The sequence below is a fragment of the Pseudomonas sp. FP2254 genome (assembly GCF_030687695.1).
Lineage (GTDB): Bacteria > Pseudomonadota > Gammaproteobacteria > Pseudomonadales > Pseudomonadaceae > Aquipseudomonas > Aquipseudomonas quebecensis.
The window spans coordinates 5,278,942-5,294,344 of record NZ_CP117444.1; the positions used below are offsets into that span (position 1 = coordinate 5,278,942).

General features: G+C 61.9%; 14 protein-coding genes. 3 read left to right on the top strand and 11 right to left on the bottom strand.

Features of this window, described 5'->3' with window-relative positions; all coding sequences use genetic code 11:
- Positions 1-76 precede the first annotated feature (76 nt).
- The 5 genes from PSH94_RS24390 to PSH94_RS24410 form a co-directional block, all read right to left on the bottom strand.
- Positions 77-1,099: a putative 2-aminoethylphosphonate ABC transporter substrate-binding protein gene (locus PSH94_RS24390; RefSeq protein WP_253509723.1), complete on the bottom strand. Its 1,023-nt coding sequence runs from the start codon at positions 1,097-1,099 to the stop codon at positions 77-79.
- 22 nt (positions 1,100-1,121) lie between these two features.
- Positions 1,122-2,834 carry a putative 2-aminoethylphosphonate ABC transporter permease subunit gene (locus tag PSH94_RS24395; RefSeq protein WP_305435943.1) on the bottom strand — a complete coding sequence of 571 codons (1,713 nt, stop codon included), beginning with the start codon at positions 2,832-2,834 and terminating at the stop codon, positions 1,122-1,124.
- A gap of 1 nt (position 2,835) precedes the next feature.
- Positions 2,836-3,900: a putative 2-aminoethylphosphonate ABC transporter ATP-binding protein gene (locus tag PSH94_RS24400; RefSeq protein WP_305435944.1), complete on the bottom strand. Its 1,065-nt coding sequence runs from the start codon at positions 3,898-3,900 to the stop codon at positions 2,836-2,838.
- Between the two features lie 216 nt (positions 3,901-4,116).
- Positions 4,117-4,980 carry a LysR family transcriptional regulator gene (locus PSH94_RS24405; RefSeq protein ID WP_305435945.1) on the bottom strand — a complete coding sequence of 288 codons (864 nt, stop codon included), beginning with the start codon at positions 4,978-4,980 and terminating at the stop codon, positions 4,117-4,119.
- A 15-nt stretch (positions 4,981-4,995) separates the two neighbouring features.
- Positions 4,996-7,248, bottom strand: coding sequence for a heavy metal translocating P-type ATPase (locus tag PSH94_RS24410; protein WP_305435946.1), 2,253 nt, complete (start codon positions 7,246-7,248; stop codon positions 4,996-4,998).
- An 85-nt stretch (positions 7,249-7,333) separates the two neighbouring features.
- Between PSH94_RS24410 and cadR the strand changes: the two genes are divergently transcribed.
- Positions 7,334-7,774, top strand: a complete 441-nt coding sequence (gene cadR / locus PSH94_RS24415; RefSeq protein ID WP_305435947.1) for a Cd(II)/Pb(II)-responsive transcriptional regulator — start codon at positions 7,334-7,336, stop codon at positions 7,772-7,774.
- Between the two features lie 63 nt (positions 7,775-7,837).
- On the opposite strand, the gene PSH94_RS24420 is transcribed toward cadR, so the two are convergent.
- The 3 genes from PSH94_RS24420 to PSH94_RS24430 all read right to left on the bottom strand — a co-directional run bounded on the left by PSH94_RS24420 (position 7,838) and on the right by PSH94_RS24430 (position 10,390).
- Positions 7,838-8,671, bottom strand: a complete 834-nt coding sequence (locus tag PSH94_RS24420) for a thymidylate synthase (RefSeq protein WP_181076469.1) — start codon at positions 8,669-8,671, stop codon at positions 7,838-7,840.
- A gap of 58 nt (positions 8,672-8,729) precedes the next feature.
- On the bottom strand, positions 8,730-9,542 hold the full coding sequence (gene lgt / locus PSH94_RS24425; protein ID WP_181076467.1) for a prolipoprotein diacylglyceryl transferase: 813 nt from the start codon (positions 9,540-9,542) through the stop codon (positions 8,730-8,732).
- Positions 9,543-9,607: 65 nt separating this feature from the next.
- Positions 9,608-10,390 (bottom strand): sulfite exporter TauE/SafE family protein, encoded by a 783-nt coding sequence (locus PSH94_RS24430; protein WP_181076465.1) that lies wholly within the window; start codon positions 10,388-10,390, stop codon positions 9,608-9,610.
- A gap of 119 nt (positions 10,391-10,509) precedes the next feature.
- On the opposite strand from PSH94_RS24430, the gene PSH94_RS24435 reads away from it, so the two are divergent.
- Entirely contained in the window at positions 10,510-11,256 is a 747-nt protein-coding gene (locus tag PSH94_RS24435; RefSeq protein WP_285428510.1) for an NRDE family protein, read from the top strand.
- Between the two features lie 39 nt (positions 11,257-11,295).
- Here the strand turns inward: PSH94_RS24435 and ptsP are convergent, their stop codons facing one another.
- Both ptsP and PSH94_RS24445 read right to left on the bottom strand, forming a co-directional pair.
- Complete coding sequence (gene ptsP, locus PSH94_RS24440) at positions 11,296-13,575, bottom strand: phosphoenolpyruvate--protein phosphotransferase (protein WP_181076462.1); 2,280 nt, start codon at positions 13,573-13,575, stop codon at positions 11,296-11,298.
- Between the two features lie 22 nt (positions 13,576-13,597).
- A complete protein-coding gene (locus PSH94_RS24445) occupies positions 13,598-14,077 on the bottom strand; it encodes an RNA pyrophosphohydrolase (RefSeq protein WP_003176750.1) in 480 nt (159 codons plus the stop codon).
- Between the two features lie 143 nt (positions 14,078-14,220).
- Here PSH94_RS24445 and PSH94_RS24450 point away from each other — a divergent pair, with 143 nt between their 5' ends.
- Complete coding sequence (locus PSH94_RS24450) at positions 14,221-14,877, top strand: HAD family phosphatase (protein ID WP_305435948.1); 657 nt, start codon at positions 14,221-14,223, stop codon at positions 14,875-14,877.
- 90 nt (positions 14,878-14,967) lie between these two features.
- On the opposite strand, the gene PSH94_RS24455 is transcribed toward PSH94_RS24450, so the two are convergent.
- On the bottom strand, positions 14,968-15,381 hold the full coding sequence (locus tag PSH94_RS24455; protein WP_181076459.1) for a DUF2269 family protein: 414 nt from the start codon (positions 15,379-15,381) through the stop codon (positions 14,968-14,970).
- Positions 15,382-15,403: the final 22 nt, after the last annotated feature.

The window sequence follows — 15,403 nt, forward strand, 5'->3', positions numbered from 1 at the left end:
CGCTCTGCGTCACTCATTTAACAGCGGACGCGGAGCGTCCAGGGCAGCATTCCCACGCGGAGCGTGGGAACGATCATTACTGACCGGCGACCTTCTCCGACTTACCGTCATAGCGCTTGCGCCATTCGGTCAGGATGCTGTCGCGGTTTTTCGAGGCCCAGGCGAAGTCGTTCTTGATCAAGCGTTGCTCGTAGTCGGCCGGCAACTCGGTCTGCGGCTTGGCGATACCTGGCTGGGCGAGTACCGCAAAGTTGTCCTTGTACAGCTCCATGGCTGCGGGGCTGGCGGAGAAGTCGGCGAGTTTTTTCGCCGCATCGGCGTGGGCGGTGCCTTTCATCACGGCGGTGGCTTCGATGTCCCAGCCCAGGCCTTCTTTGGGCAGGATGATGTCCAGCGGCGCCCCTTGGCGTTTGAGCTGGACCGCCGGGTACTCAAACGAAATACCGATCGGGAATTCACCGGAAGCCGCCAACTTGCACGGCTTGGAACCGGAGTGGACGTACTGGCCGATGTTCTGGTGCAGGTCATCCATGTACTGCCAGCCCTGCTTCTCGCCGAAGGTCTGCAACCAGGCACTCACGTCAAGGAAACCGGTGCCGGACGACGCCGGGTTGGGCATCACGATCTTGCCCTTGTATTCAGGTTTGGTCAGGTCCTGCCAGCTCACCGGTTTGGTCAGGCCCTGCTTCTCGGCTTCGACGGTATTGAAACAGATCGTCGCGGCCCAGACGTCCATGCCGACCCACGCGGGCGGATTGGCAGGGTCGCGGTAATTCTTGCCGATCTTGTCCAAATCCTTCGGCGCATAGTTGTCCAGCATGCCCTGCTGCTCGAGGATCGCCAGGCTCGAGGCGGCCAGGCCCCACACCACGTCAGCCTGCGGGCGATCTTTTTCGGCCAGCAGCTTGGCGGTGATGATCCCGGTGGAGTCGCGTACCCATTTGATCTCGATATCGGGGTTGGCCTGCTCGAAGGCTTTTTTATAGGTCTTCAACTGTTCGGCTTCGAGGGCCGTGTACACGGTGAGGTCGGTCTTGGCGAAGGCATTCAGGCTGAATGCGGTGAGTACGGCAGCGACCAGCGCCAGGGGCTTGAACATAAGGAACCTCCTTCAGGGTTGTTTATTGGCCGGGCGCGGTCTGGCGCCAGGCTTGGGAGCGACGCAAGGCGCCGCGTGACGCCCACGCCAGCAGCAGCGAGACGCCGCCCGAGGTGAACAGGATCAAAGTGGACATGGCCGCCGCGCCGCCTACATTGCCGGCGTCGTCCATGTTCAACACGGCAACGGCGGCGAGAATGGTGTCGGGGCTGTAGAGGAAGATCGCGGCGGACACGGTGGTCATCGCCGACACGAATAAATAGCGCAGGATGTCCAGCAGCGCCGGCAGGCAGATCGGTACCGTGACTTTCAAGTAATGGCGATACAGCGGCGCCTTGAGCGACAGCGCGGCGGCTTCAAACTCAGCGTCCAACTGGCGCAGCGCGGTAGTAGCGGTCATCTGTGCGGTGGTCAAATAGTGAGCAATGGTGCACACCACCAACAGGGTCATGGTCCCGTAGAACACATGCAGCGGGTTGCCGTTGAGGTTGAAAAAGAACACGTAGCCCAAACCCAGCACCAACCCCGGCACCGCCATCGGAATGAAACTGAGCATGCGCAACGTCAGATTGAGGTGCTTCTGGCCCTTGGTCTTTTCCATCAGGTAGGCACCGGTGAAAATCAGCACGCTGCCGATCAATGCCGTACACAGCGCCAGGGTCAGGCTGTTGCGATACGCCAGCCAACCACCGCCGGCGGTGTCCTCGAACTGGTAATGAGCGAGGGACAGCGACAGGTTGTACGGCCAGAACTTCACCAGCGAGGAATACACCGCCATGCCAAATACCAGCAGCAACAGCGCGCAGATCAGCAGCACGATGACCAGGTAGCAGGCGTCTCTCAAGCGCGACGGCGCCGGACGAAAGACTTGGGCGCGACCGCTCATGGCATCGCCGTGACGACGGCGCAGCCAGCCGTCCACAGCGAAGCTGAACAGCGCCGGCAGGAGCAGGACCATGCCGATCAACGCACCGCGACCGAACTGCTGCTGGCCGACCACCGCCTTGTACGCCTCCAGCGCCAGTACCTGATAATCGCCGCCAACCACCACAGGCACGCCGAAATCGGTGATGGTCAGGGTGAACACCAGGCAGAACGCGGCGAACACGGCCTGGCGCGTGGCCGGCCAGGTAATGCTGCGAAACGCCCGGGCCGGGCTGGCACCCATACTCGATGCGGCATCGAACAGGCGCGCATCCGCCAGCGAGAGCGCCGACAGCAAAATCATCAGCGCGTGTGGGAAGGTGTAGATCACTTCGCCGAGCACGATGCCCCAGAAGCCGTAGATATTATCCGCGAGCATCCCGCGCAGCAGACCCTGGTTGCCGAACAGGTATACCAGCGCGATGCCCGGCAACATCGAGGGCGCCATCAATGGCAGCAATGACAGGCCGCGCCAGATCGCTTTGCCGGGAATCAATGTACGTTGCAGCGCGTAGGCAAACAGGTAGGCCAGCGGTACGACGATGGCCGCCACGCTGAGCGAGACTTTCAGGCTATTGCCCAACAACCAGTGGAAGTTGGCGCTGGTCGCCAGTTCACGTGCAGCGACAAAACCGCCGCCCTGCCCGGCCTCGCTGCTGAAACCACGCCAAAAGATTGCCAGCAACGGCATCAACACCGCGATGCTCAGCAGGCCCAGCCACAGCCATTTGCCGCCGACCACAAACAGGCGGTCGCCCCAGTCGGCACGGGAAACCTGACGCGTTGCAGGCACACTCATCACCACGGCCATCTCAGGCAAACACCTGCAGGCTGCGCGGCGGCAAGGCTACCCAGATGTCCTGGGCACCCAGGCGCGGCATGGCTTCGGGGGCGAGTTCGGCCAGCAGCGGATGACCGGGCAAGTGCTCCAGTTCAAAACTCATGCGGCATCGGTTGCCCAGAAAGGTGATTTCGCGGACCTTGGCCGGGAACAGGTTCTCCTCGTGCACGGGAGGGTTGACGCTGATCGCTTCCGGGCGACAGAACAGGCGACCGGACTTGGCTCTACCGGCATCATCGGCCAGGCGCATAGTCAGCCCGCCGACCTGGGCATGGCTGATGCTGTTACGACTGAACGGCAGCCAGTTGCCCTGGCCGACAAACTCCGCCACGAACGGCGTGGCCGGACGGTCATAGATTTCCTGGGGCGTGGCGTATTGCTCGACCTTACCGTTGTGCATCACGGCGATGCGATCGGCCATCAACATGGCTTCGTCCTGGTTGTGGGTCACCATCAGCGTGGTGATGCCCAAGCGCCGTTGCAGTTGGCGCAGTTCGGTGCACAAGTGCTCGCGCACCCGGGCGTCGAGGGCCGACATCGGCTCATCCAGCAACAGCAGCGACGGCGCCGGCGCCAGGGCACGGGCCAGGGCGACCCGTTGTTGCTGGCCGCCGGAAAGCTGGCCGGGGTACTTCTTTTCGCTGCCGAGCAGGCCCACCAGCTCCAGCATCTGACCGACGCGCTGGCGCACTTCGTCGCGGCCGCTGCCGGTGAGGCCGTAGCCGATGTTCGCTTCGACGGTCAGGTTGGGAAACAGCGCGTAGGACTGGAACAGAATGCCGTAGTCCCGCGCCTGGGGCGGCAGCACGGAGACGTCACGGCCGCCCAGGTAAAGCTCGCCACTGTCCTGGCGCTCCAGGCCGGCGATGCAGCGCAACAAGGTGGTCTTGCCGCAGCCGGACGGGCCCAGCAGGCACACCAGCTCGCCGGCGGCGACATCCAGGGAGACGTTGTCCAACGCCGTAAAGGCGCCGAAGCGCTTCTGGATGCCGCGCACCTTCATGGGCGCGCCGGGTTGGCTCAGGGCTGTGTTCATGGTGGCACCTCATCAAACGGATGAAGGCCATGCTAGGCAGGCAATGCGTCGCTCTTGTGGCAGGAAGGCAAAGCGCGGCGATAGTGGTATTCGCAGATTTGTGTAGGACGCATATCGCCAATCGGGGGCAAGCCCCCTCCCATACTTGAAGCCGTTCACAATTCAACTGTGGGAGGGGGCTTGCCCCCGATTGCCCCCCAGAGCCACTACAAGGCTTCAGATCGGCGACATCTCCTGCGCCAACCCCAAAAACGCCGCCGGCAGGCGAGCGCCTTTTCGTTCTTTGAGGCAGTACAGATACTCCGGAATCTGCGGCGCATGCTCGAGGGTCAGCACCTTCAACTGCGGGTCATGGGGCACTTCCTGGCGGGCGATGATGCTGATGCCGATATTGCGCAGCACCGCCTCGCGGATCGATTCGCGGCTGCCGATTTCCAGCAGCGGGCCGTAGCTCACCCCAACCCCGCGCAGCATGTCTTCGGTCAGGCGCCGCGTGGTGGAACCCACCTCGCGCATCAACAGCGTGTGTCCGGCGAGCGCGCTCAACGGCACATGATCGAGTTTGGCCAGGGGGTGGTTGCGATGCACCGCCAGTACCAGCGGATCGGTGCCGAGGACGCGGCGGATCAGACGTGGGTCGTCGAGCAGCTGTGAGGACGCCGCCACATCGACGCGGTAATCATCCAGCGCTTCGAGCACTTGCTGCGAGTTGCCGATTTCCACCGACACCTCCACCTGCGGCAGGCGTTCGCGGAACGCTTTGACCAGATCAAGGATGTAATAAGGTGCCGTCGCGGCAATACGCAGGGCGCCCTGGACCTGACCATTGTTACGCAGGAAAAACTCGATATCGGCTTCCTGCTGCAACAGCGTCTTGACCATCGGCAGCAACCGCGCGCCTTCGTCGCTGACGGTGAGGCGGCGCCCGCCGCGATAGAACAGCTCGACGCCGTATTGGCTTTCCAGGTTGCGGATCTGGGTAGTGACCGTGGGCTGGCTCAGGCCGAGTTTTTTCGCCGCCTGGGTGATGCTGCCCAGGCGGGCGACCATAAAAAACGCCTTCAGCTCGGCACTCAGCACACCACCCTCTCTTGTCTATTTGCGCAACAGGCGCAGGCCATTGAACACCACCAGCAGGCTTACGCCCATGTCGGCGAACACCGCCATCCACATGGTGGCCATACCCATGAACGTCACCGCGAGGAAGATCGCCTTGATCACCAACGCCAGGGCGATGTTCTGCTTGAGGATACTCGACGTTTGTCGCGACAACCGAATGAATGCCGGAATCTTGCGCAAATCGTCATCCATCAAGGCCACGTCGGCGGTCTCGATGGCAGTGTCGGTGCCGGCGGCGGCCATGGCAAAGCCGATCTCGGCGCGCGCCAGGGCCGGGGCGTCGTTGATGCCGTCGCCGACCATGCCCACTCGACGGCCCTGGGCGTAGAGGGTTTCGATGGCGTGAAGTTTGTCGGTGGGCAACAGGTCGCCCTGGGCCTGATCGATGCCCACCTGCGCAGCGATTGCCTGGGCGGTGTGGGTGTTGTCGCCGGTGAGCATCAGGGTCTTGATGCCCAATTCATGCAACTGCTCGATGGCTTCACGGCTGCTGTCCTTGACCGTGTCGGCCACCGCGAACAGTGCCAGCGGGCCGGATTTATCGAGCAGCAGCACCACGGACTTGCCTTGTTTTTCCAGGGCAAACAGCTTTTCTTCCAACTGCGGCGAACACAGGCCAAGGTCTTCCACCAGGCGGTGGTTGCCCAGGTGGTAGGTTTGGCCATTGATGTCCCCGCGCACACCCCGGCCGGCCAAGGCCTCGAAGTTATCCACAACATGGGTCGGCAGGTTTTTATCCACAGCCGCGTTGGCGATCGCTAGGGACACTGGGTGATCGGAACGCCCCGCCAGGCTGGCGGCCAGGGCCGGCGCGCTGTCCTCGAGGGTTGGGAACAGCGCCAGGTAGTCGGTTTGCACCGGTTTGCCGTGGGTGATCGTGCCGGTCTTGTCGAGGGCCAGGTAATCAAGTTTGTAACCACCCTCCAGGTACACGCCGCCCTTGATCAGGATGCCTTTGCGCGCCGCAGCGGCCAGGCCGCTGACGATGGTCACCGGCGTGGAGATCACCAACGCACACGGGCACGCGACCACCAGCAGCACCAGCGCGCGGTAGATCCAGTCGAACCAGACGCCGGCCATGAACAGTGGAGGAATCACCGCCACACCGAGGGCAAACAGGAACACAGCCGGGGTGTAGAGCTTCGAAAAGCGGTCCACAAAGCGCTGCGTCGGCGCCCGTGCGCCCTGGGCCTGCTCCACCGCGTGGATGATCCGCGCCAGGGTGGAGTTGTTGGCTGCCGCCGTGACCTTGTACTCCAGAGAGCCTGCCTGGTTGATGGTGCCGGCGAAGACTTTATCGCCCACGGTCTTTTCAATCGGCAGGCTTTCACCGGTAATCGGCGCCTGATCGATAGTGGATTGACCCGCAGTGACTTCACCGTCCAGGCCGATACGCTCGCCGGGCTTAACCCGCACGACAGCGCCCAGTTCGATACTTTTCACCTCCTGTTCGGTCCAACTGCCGTCAGACTGCTGCACGGTGGCCCGTTCCGGGGTCATCTGCATCAAACCGCTGATGGCGTTGCGCGCGCGATCCAGGGACTTCGCCTCGATCAGTTCGGCCACGGTAAACAGGAACATCACCATGGCCGCTTCCGGCCACTGGCCAATCAGTACCGCGCCGGTGACGGCGATGCTCATCAGGGCGTTGATATTCAGGTTGAGGTTTTTCAAGGCGATCCAGCCCTTTTTATAGGTGCCGAGGCCGCCGCTGAAGATCGACACCAGCGCCACCAGGGCAATCACCCAGGTCGGCGCGGCATTAGTGAAGTGCAGCACTTCGGCGCCCAACGCCCCAAGACCCGACACGGCCAGCGGCCACCAATGCTTCTTGGCCGGGGGGGCAGCGGCAGGCACGCCCTCTTCGATGGGGTCGGCCTGCATGCCAAGGGATTTGATCGCGTCAATGATCGGCGCGGTGCTCGGCAGGTCATGGGTGACGCCGAGGATACGGTTGATCAGGTTGAATTCCAGCTGCTGCACACCGGCGAGCTTGCCCAGTTTGTTCTGGATCAGCGTTTGCTCGGTGGGGCAGTCCATGGCCTTGATACGGAAGGTGCTCAGGTGCGCGCCGGCGGTGGGTGCTTCACTCAGTTGCACCACCGCAGGGGCCGGGGTGGCGGAGCAGCAGGAGCCGCCATGCCCGTGGTTATGCACGGGCGTCAGCTTCTGCTCGCCATGGTCATGGTCATGGTCGTGTTTATGTGGGGTGTGAATGGAATCGCTCATCAGGTCGCGTCCGTAAGGTGCCTGTTGCCAAGTAAAGACCCTGTAGCCACTATAGGGTCAAGCATCCATTTTGGAGATTGCGCCAATGAAGATCGGCGAACTGGCGAAACTTACCGACTGCCCGGTGGAAACCATCCGTTACTACGAGAAGGAAGGCCTGCTGCCGCCCCCGGCACGTACCAACGCCAACTACCGCGTGTACACCCAGGCGCACACAGAGCGGCTGATCTTTATTCGCAACTGCCGCAGCCTCGACATGACCCTGGAAGAAATCCGCAGCCTGCTCAGCCTGCGCGATAGCCCCCAGGACCAGTGCGAAAGCGTCAATGCGTTGATCGACGAGCATATCCAGCATGTGAAAGCACGCATCGATGGGTTGCTGGCCTTGCAGGAGCAATTGCTGGATCTGCGCCAGCGGTGTGGGGGTGGGGATCACTGCGGGATTTTGCAGCGATTGGAGGTCAACGGCGGGGTGGCCCCCAGCGAGGCCGAGCCCTCACACGTAGGCAGGAGCCACGGGCACTGACTCAAGCGAACACTGTTCAACTGTGGGAGGGCAAGCCTCTCCCACATTGGACAGCGTCAGGCTCTAGATAGCCACGTCGGCCTTAATGCTCGGATCGGCCTCGTAGCCTACGATTTCGAAGTCTTCGAATTTATAGTCGTAGATCGATTCGGGCTTACGCTTGATCACCAGCTCCGGCAGCTTCTTCGGCGTACGCGCCAGTTGGGTCCGGATCTGTTCCATATGGTTGCTATAGGCATGGGTGTCGCCGGTGGTGACGATGATCTCGTGGGGAATCAGGTCACACTGTTGAGCCAGCATATGGGTCAGCAGCGCCAGCGCGGCGGTGTTGTACGGCAGGCCGAGGAATACGTCGGAGCTGCGGATATACAACTGCATCGACAGGTGGCCGTCATGCACGAATGCCTGGTACAGCAGGTGGCACGGCGGCAGGGCCTGTTTGCCGTTGCGCGCGTTCTCCTGGGGGCTTTGGGTTTCGTCAGGCAGGTACTCGACGTTCCAGCCATGGAACAGGATACGGCGGCTATTGGGGTTGGTCTTGAGCGTGTGCACCATGTAGTCGATCTGGTTGATCGTACCGCCGTCCTTGGTCGGCCAGGCGGTCCACTGCTCGCCGTAGACCGGGCCTAGGTCGCCGTCTTCGGTGGCCCATTCGTCCCAGATGCGCACGCCGTTTTCGTTGAGCCACTTGATGTTGGTGTTACCGCTCAACATCCAGATCAGCTCGTTGGCGATGCTCTTGAAGTGCAGCTTCTTGGTGGTCAACAGCGGGAAACCGTCGGCCAGGTTGTGCCGAAACTGCCGGGCGAACACGGCCTTGGTGCCGGTGCCGGTACGGTCGCCCTTGGTCAGGCCATTGGTCACGACGTCGTTCAGTAGTTCGAGGTATTGCTTCATGTGGGTACCCGTATCGTTGAAGCCTGGGCTCTTCGCGGTCGAGCCCAGGCATTCGAATTTAAAGCGCGGTGTTCTTCAGCGGTTGCGGACGGTTATACGCCCACCACAACAGGCCAAGACCGACGAGAATCATCGGCATGCTGAGCACCTGCCCCATGGTCAGCCAGCCCCACGCCAGGTAACCCAGCTGCGCATCCGGCACCCGTACGAATTCGACGATGAACCGGAAGATCCCGTAGAACAGCGCGAACATGCCGGACACGGCCATGGTCGGGCGCGGTTTGCGCGAGAAGATATACAGAATGAGGAACAGTGCCACACCTTCCAGGGCGAACTGGTACAGCTGCGACGGATGGCGCGGCAACTGGGCAGGGTCGCTGAACGGCGGGAACACCATGGCCCACGGCACGTCGGTCGGCTTGCCCCACAACTCGGCATTGATGAAGTTACCGATACGCCCGGCGCCCAGGCCGATCGGCACCAGCGGCGCGACGAAGTCCATCAGTTCGAAGAACGACTTGCCGTTGCGACGGCCAAACCACCAGGCGGCGATCATCACACCGATGAAGCCGCCGTGGAACGCCATGCCACCCTTCCACACCTCGAAGATCAGCATTGGGTTGGCGATGTACGCCGAGAGATCGTAAAACAGCACATACCCCAGGCGCCCGCCGACGATCACCCCCATCGACAACCAGAACACCATGTCGGAGAGCTTCTCCTTGGTCCAGGTCGGGTCGAAACGGTTCAGGCGCCGGGACGCCAGCAGCCAGGCGCCGCCGATGCCGATCAGGTACATCAAGCCGTACCAGTGGATTTTCAGCGGACCGATGGCCAGGGCCACCGGGTCGATCTGCGGGTAAGGCAGCATTGCGACTCCTCGTTAAATCATTCGTTATGGCGACCGGACCATGCCCGGACGCGATTAAGCGTGCGTTACAGCAAAAAATTCAAACCGACACAAAACAGCAAACCGGCGAACAGACGCTTGAGCAAACGCGGCGACAAGCGATGCGCCAACCGTGCACCGAAGCGCGCAAATACCATGCTCGTCAGGGCAATGCCCAACAGCGCCGGCAAATACACGAAGCCCAGACTATGAGCGGGCAACAGCGGGTCGTGCCAGCCCAGAATCATGAAACTTAATGCACTGGCCAGCGCAATCGGCAGGCCGCAGGCCGACGAAGTAGCTACCGCCTGCTGCATCGGCACGCTGCGCCAGGTCAGAAACGGCACGGTCAGCGAGCCGCCGCCAATTCCGAAAATCGCCGAGGCCCAGCCAATAACAGTGCCGGCGAGGGTCAGCCCAACCTTGCCCGGCACCGTTCGACTGGCCTTCGGCTTCATGTCCAGGGCCAGTTGCAGTGCCACCAGCAGGGCAAATACGCCGATGATCTTCTGCAGGTGCGGCCCGGAGATCGCTTCGGCGGTCAGCGCACCGAAGCCGGCGCCGATCAGGATGCCCACGGTCATCCACACGAAGATCGGCCAGCGCACCGCGCCACGCCGATGGTGCTCGCGCACAGCGTTGACCGAGGTAAAGATGATGGTCGCCAGGGACGTGCCCACGGCCAGGTGCGTCAGTACCTGCGGGTCGAAGCCCTGCAAGGTGAAGCTGAACACCAGCACCGGCACGATGATGATCCCGCCTCCCACGCCGAACAGCCCGGCGAGCACACCCGCACAGGCGCCGAGCACCAGATACAGTAGAAATTCCATGGGAGCCCTCGAAACAAGTCCGGCATGTTAACGGATGGAAGGCATGCGACCCAACTGGATACGATGGAACGCCTCTGCTTGAGTCAGTAGAGTGACAAAAACACAAAAGGGATCGCCTGATGTGCCTGATTGTTTTCGCCTGGCGGCCGGGCCACGCCCAGCCGTTGATCGTCGCGGCCAACCGTGATGAGTTCTATGCCCGCCCCACGCTGCCGCTGGCGCAGTGGCCGGATATGCCCCATGTGTACGCCGGCCGCGATCAGGAAGCCGGCGGCACCTGGCTGGGGATCAGCGCCGAAGGCCGGTTTGCGGCCCTGACCAATATTCGCGACCCGTACCAGCCGCCCGCACGCAGGTCCCGTGGGGAACTGGTGGCGCGGTTTCTCAGTGGTTCGCTACCGATTGATGAATATTTGGCCGATGTTAACGGCAGATCGATTGAATACGCCGGGTTTAACCTGCTGGTGGGCACGCGGGATGAGTTGTGGCATTACAACGCCAACCACACTGAGCCAACGCAACTGAAAGTCGGGGTCTATGGGCTTTCAAATGCCGGGCTGGATACACCGTGGCCGAAGTTGCTCAAGGCCAAGGCGGCGTTGAGCGAGGTGTTGGCAGACCCGCAGCCGGAAACGTTGCTGGGGATTTTAAGCGACCCGCAGACGGCGCCGTTTGCCGAGTTACCGGATACCGGCGTGGGGTTGGCGACTGAAAGCCTGTTATCCAGCGTGTTTATCGCCAGCCCTGCTTATGGGACCCGAGCCAGTACGGCGCTGATTGTGAATGCCGATGGGACGCGGCGGATGGTGGAGCGTAGTTTTGGGCCGCTGGGTGGGCGACTGGGTGAAGTAGAGCTCAGAATTTAGCGGCATGATCTTTCCCACGTTTTGCGTGGGAACGATCAGTTACAAGGTCTTGGCAGACGCCGGATTGATCATCCGCGTCAGGCCCAGGTTTTTCAGGGCCAATTGCAGCGAGCTGTGGATAACTTGCGGGTTGTCGATGGTCATCACCTCCGCCAGCAGATCCTTGGCCATGCTCAGGTTGACCTGGCGCAGCAGCCACTTCACTTTCGGCAGGTTGGTGGCGTTCATCGACAGACTGTCAAAGCCCATCGCCATCAACAACACCGCCGCCGCCGGGTCGCCGGCCATTTCACCGCAGATACTCACCGGTTTGCCTTCGGCGTGGGCGTCGCGCACCACATGTTGCAGGGCTTGCAGCACCGCCGGGTGCAGGTAGTCGTACAGGTCGGCCACCCGGGGGTTGTTGCGGTCCACGGCCAGCAAGTACTGAGTCAGGTCGTTGGAACCCACCGACAGGAAGTCCACCTGCCGCGCCAGCTCCTTGGCCTGGTATACGGCCGCCGGGATTTCGATCATCACCCCAATCGGCGGCATCGGCACGTCGGCGCCTTCGTCGCGCACTTCACCCCAGGCCCGGTGGATCAGGTGCAACGCTTCTTCCAGCTCATGGGTGCCGGAAATCATCGGCAACAGGATGCGCAGGTTGTTCAGGCCCTCGCTGGCCTTGAGCATGGCGCGGGTCTGTACCAGGAAAATCTCGGGATGGTCGAGGGTCACGCGGATACCGCGCCAGCCCAGGAACGGGTTGTCTTCCTTGATCGGGAAGTACGACAGCGATTTGTCGCCGCCAATGTCCAGGCTGCGCATGGTCACCGGCAGCGGGTGGAAGGCCGACAACTGCTCGCGATAGATCGCCAGCTGTTCCTTCTCGCTCGGGAAACGCTGGTTGATCATGAACGGCACTTCGGTGCGGTACAGGCCCACGCCTTCGGCGCCTCGCTGCTGCGCGCGGGCCACATCGGCCAGCAGGCCGGTGTTGACCAGCAGCGGCACGCGGTGACCGTCGAGTGTTACGCACGGCAACTCACGCAACGAATCGAGGCCCAGCGCCAGCTGCTTCTCTTCTTCCACCACCTCGGCATATTGCTTGCGCAGTACCTCGCTGGGGTTGGTAAAGACTTCACCGCGATGGCCGTCGACGATCATATCGATGCCGTCGACCTTGGAATACGGCAGGTCCACCAGGCCCATCACTGTCGGAATGCCCATGGCGCGGGCCAGGATCGCGACGTGGGAGTTACCCGAACCGAGTACCGACACCAGGCCCACCAGTTTGCCTTCGGGCACTTCGCCGAGCATGGTGGCGGTCAGTTCTTCACTGATCAGGATGGTGTTGTCGGGGTAGACCAGGTTGGTGCTGCGGTCTTCCTGCAGATAGGCCAGCAGACGGCGACCCAGATCGCGCACATCCGAGGCGCGCTCGCGCAGGTAGGCGTCGTCCATCATTTCAAAACGGTTGACGTGATCGCTGACCACCTGGCGCAAGGCGCCCTGGGCCCACTGGCCGGTCTTGATCACAGTCTTGACTTCGTTCCCGAGGGACGCGTCGTCAAGCATCATCTGGTACACCTCGAACAACGCGCGCTCTTCGGGGCGCAGTTGGGTGGCCAGTTTGTTCGACAGGTTGCGCATGTCGGCGCGCACGCCTTCGAGGGCGGTCTTGAACAGTTTGATTTCAGCGTCGATGTCGCTGATGGTCTTGTCCGGCACCACGTCGAGATCGGCCGGCGGCAGCATGACCACCGCCGTACCCACGGCGGCGCCTGGCGAACCCGGCACGCCGACGAACTTGGCTTCCTGGATGCCCTTGCCCTGGCGACCCAGGCCACGGATGGAGCCGGTGGCCTCGGCGTGGGCGATAACCCCGGCCAGTTGCGCGCTCATGGTCACGAGGAAGGCTTCTTCACCCTCGTCGAACTGGCGGCGTTCTTTCTGTTGGATGACCAGCACGCCGACAACGCGGCGGTGGTGGATGATCGGCGCCCCAAGGAACGAGGCGTAGCGCTCTTCGCCGGTTTCGGCAAAGTAACGATAACGCGGGTGATCGGCCGCGTTTTCAAGGTTCAGGGGTTCTTCACGCGTCCCTACCAGGCCAACCAGACCTTCATTGGGCGCCATGCTGACCTTGCCGATGGAGCGCTTGTTCAAGCCCTCGGTGGCCATCAGCACAAAACGGTTGGTCTCTGGATCCAGCAGGTAAACCGAGCAGACCTGGCTGCCCATGGCTTCCTTGACGCGCAACACAATAATCCCCAACGCCGCCTTGAGATCCTTGGCGGAGTTAACTTCCTGGACGATCTTGCGCAGCGTATTGAGCATGGCTCGGGGTCGAACTCCGTCGTCAGTCGCGCGCTAAAAGGCGCGGGGCAAGCTCTTTGAGAGCGCGACGATAAACTTCGCGCTTGAATGTCACCACCTGGCCCAACGGGTACCAATAACTGACCCAACGCCAGCCATCGAACTCCGGTTTACCGGTCAAATCCATCCGCACCCGCTGCTCGTTGGAGATCAGGCGCAGGAGAAACCATTTCTGCTTCTGGCCGATGCACAGCGGTTGGCTGTGGGTACGCACCAGGCGTTGCGGCAAACGATAGCGCAACCAGCCACGGGTACAGGCCAAAATCTGCACATCTTCACGCTCAAGGCCGACTTCTTCGTTCAACTCACGGTACAAGGCGTCTTCAGGGGTTTCGTCGGGGTTGATTCCGCCCTGAGGAAACTGCCAGGCATCTTGGTTGATTCGGCGAGCCCATAGCACCTGTCCGGCATCATTCGTAAGAATAATCCCGACATTAGGACGGAAACCATCGGGGTCGATCACGGCAACAACCTCGCAAACGCATGTCGCCGCATTGTTCCACAAAGCTTGCGCAAGCGGCAACGAGGCTTCTTAGCTTATGTGCACTCTTGTGAAAAGACCGTATTCTGGACGCCTTTTTACAGACATTTCAGCGAGTAACTGCAATGCGCCTGGCTTTATTCGACTTGGACAACACCCTGCTTGGCGGTGACAGCGACCATGCGTGGGGCGATTACCTGTGCGAACGCGGGATTCTCGACGCGGTGGCCTATAAGGCCCGCAACGACGAGTTCTATCAGGATTACCTGGCCGGCCGCCTGGATAACGCCGCCTACCTGAACTTTTGCCTGGAGATCCTCGGCCGCACCGAGATGGCCCAGCTGGACGAATGGCATAACGACTATATGCGCGACTGCATCGAGCCGATCATGCTGCCACGAGCCTCAGAACTGCTGGCCAAGCACCGCGAAGCCGGCGACAAGCTGGTGATCATCACCGCCACCAACCGTTTCGTCACCGCGCCGATTGCCGCACGCCTGGGCGTAGACACCCTGATCGCCACTGAATGCGAGATGGAAAACGGCCGCTATACCGGACGCAGCACGGACGTGCCGTGTTTCCGTGAAGGCAAGGTCACGCGTTTGAATCGTTGGCTGGAGGAGACCGGGCATAGCCTGGAAGGCAGTTACTTCTATAGCGACTCGATGAACGACTTGCCGCTGTTGGAGCAGGTGGCGAACCCGGTGGCGGTCGACCCGGACCCCAATTTACGCGCCGAAGCCGAGAAGCGGGGTTGGCCGGTGATTACCCTGCGTAGCTGAGGGTGCTTATCGGGGGCAAGCCCCCTCCCACATTTGACCGAGTCCGTGTGGGAGGGGCTTGCCCCCGATGCAGGCGACACGGCCCAAGCGTTAAACCGGCTTGGCCCCCATCAACCCAGCAATCGCCACAAACCCCACCAGGCTGACCACCGCCAGCACCAGGGTGAAATTCAGGCTGCCGCCCTCGCCTTTGCGCAGCCGGTTGAGGCGCGCCACCAGCCAGAACCAGGCCAGCGCCGCCACGGTGTAGAGCAGGCTGGAACCCAGTATCCACGTCTGCCCCAGTGGCCAGCCCACCAAGTGCACCAGCCACCAGCCGGTAAACGGCATGCTGAGCAGGCAGACTCCCATCAGCAACCACACGAACGCCCAGGGGCGCCGGACGACGACGGCCGGGCCGGCGCTGCGGTTGCGCCAGGCCAGCAGCGCCAGGCCCAGGCCACACAGCAGCAGCACCACAGTGGCGGCGATGTGGACAGTCTTGAGGGTGATCAGGGTATCCATGGATCGTCTTCCTTAAAGGTCG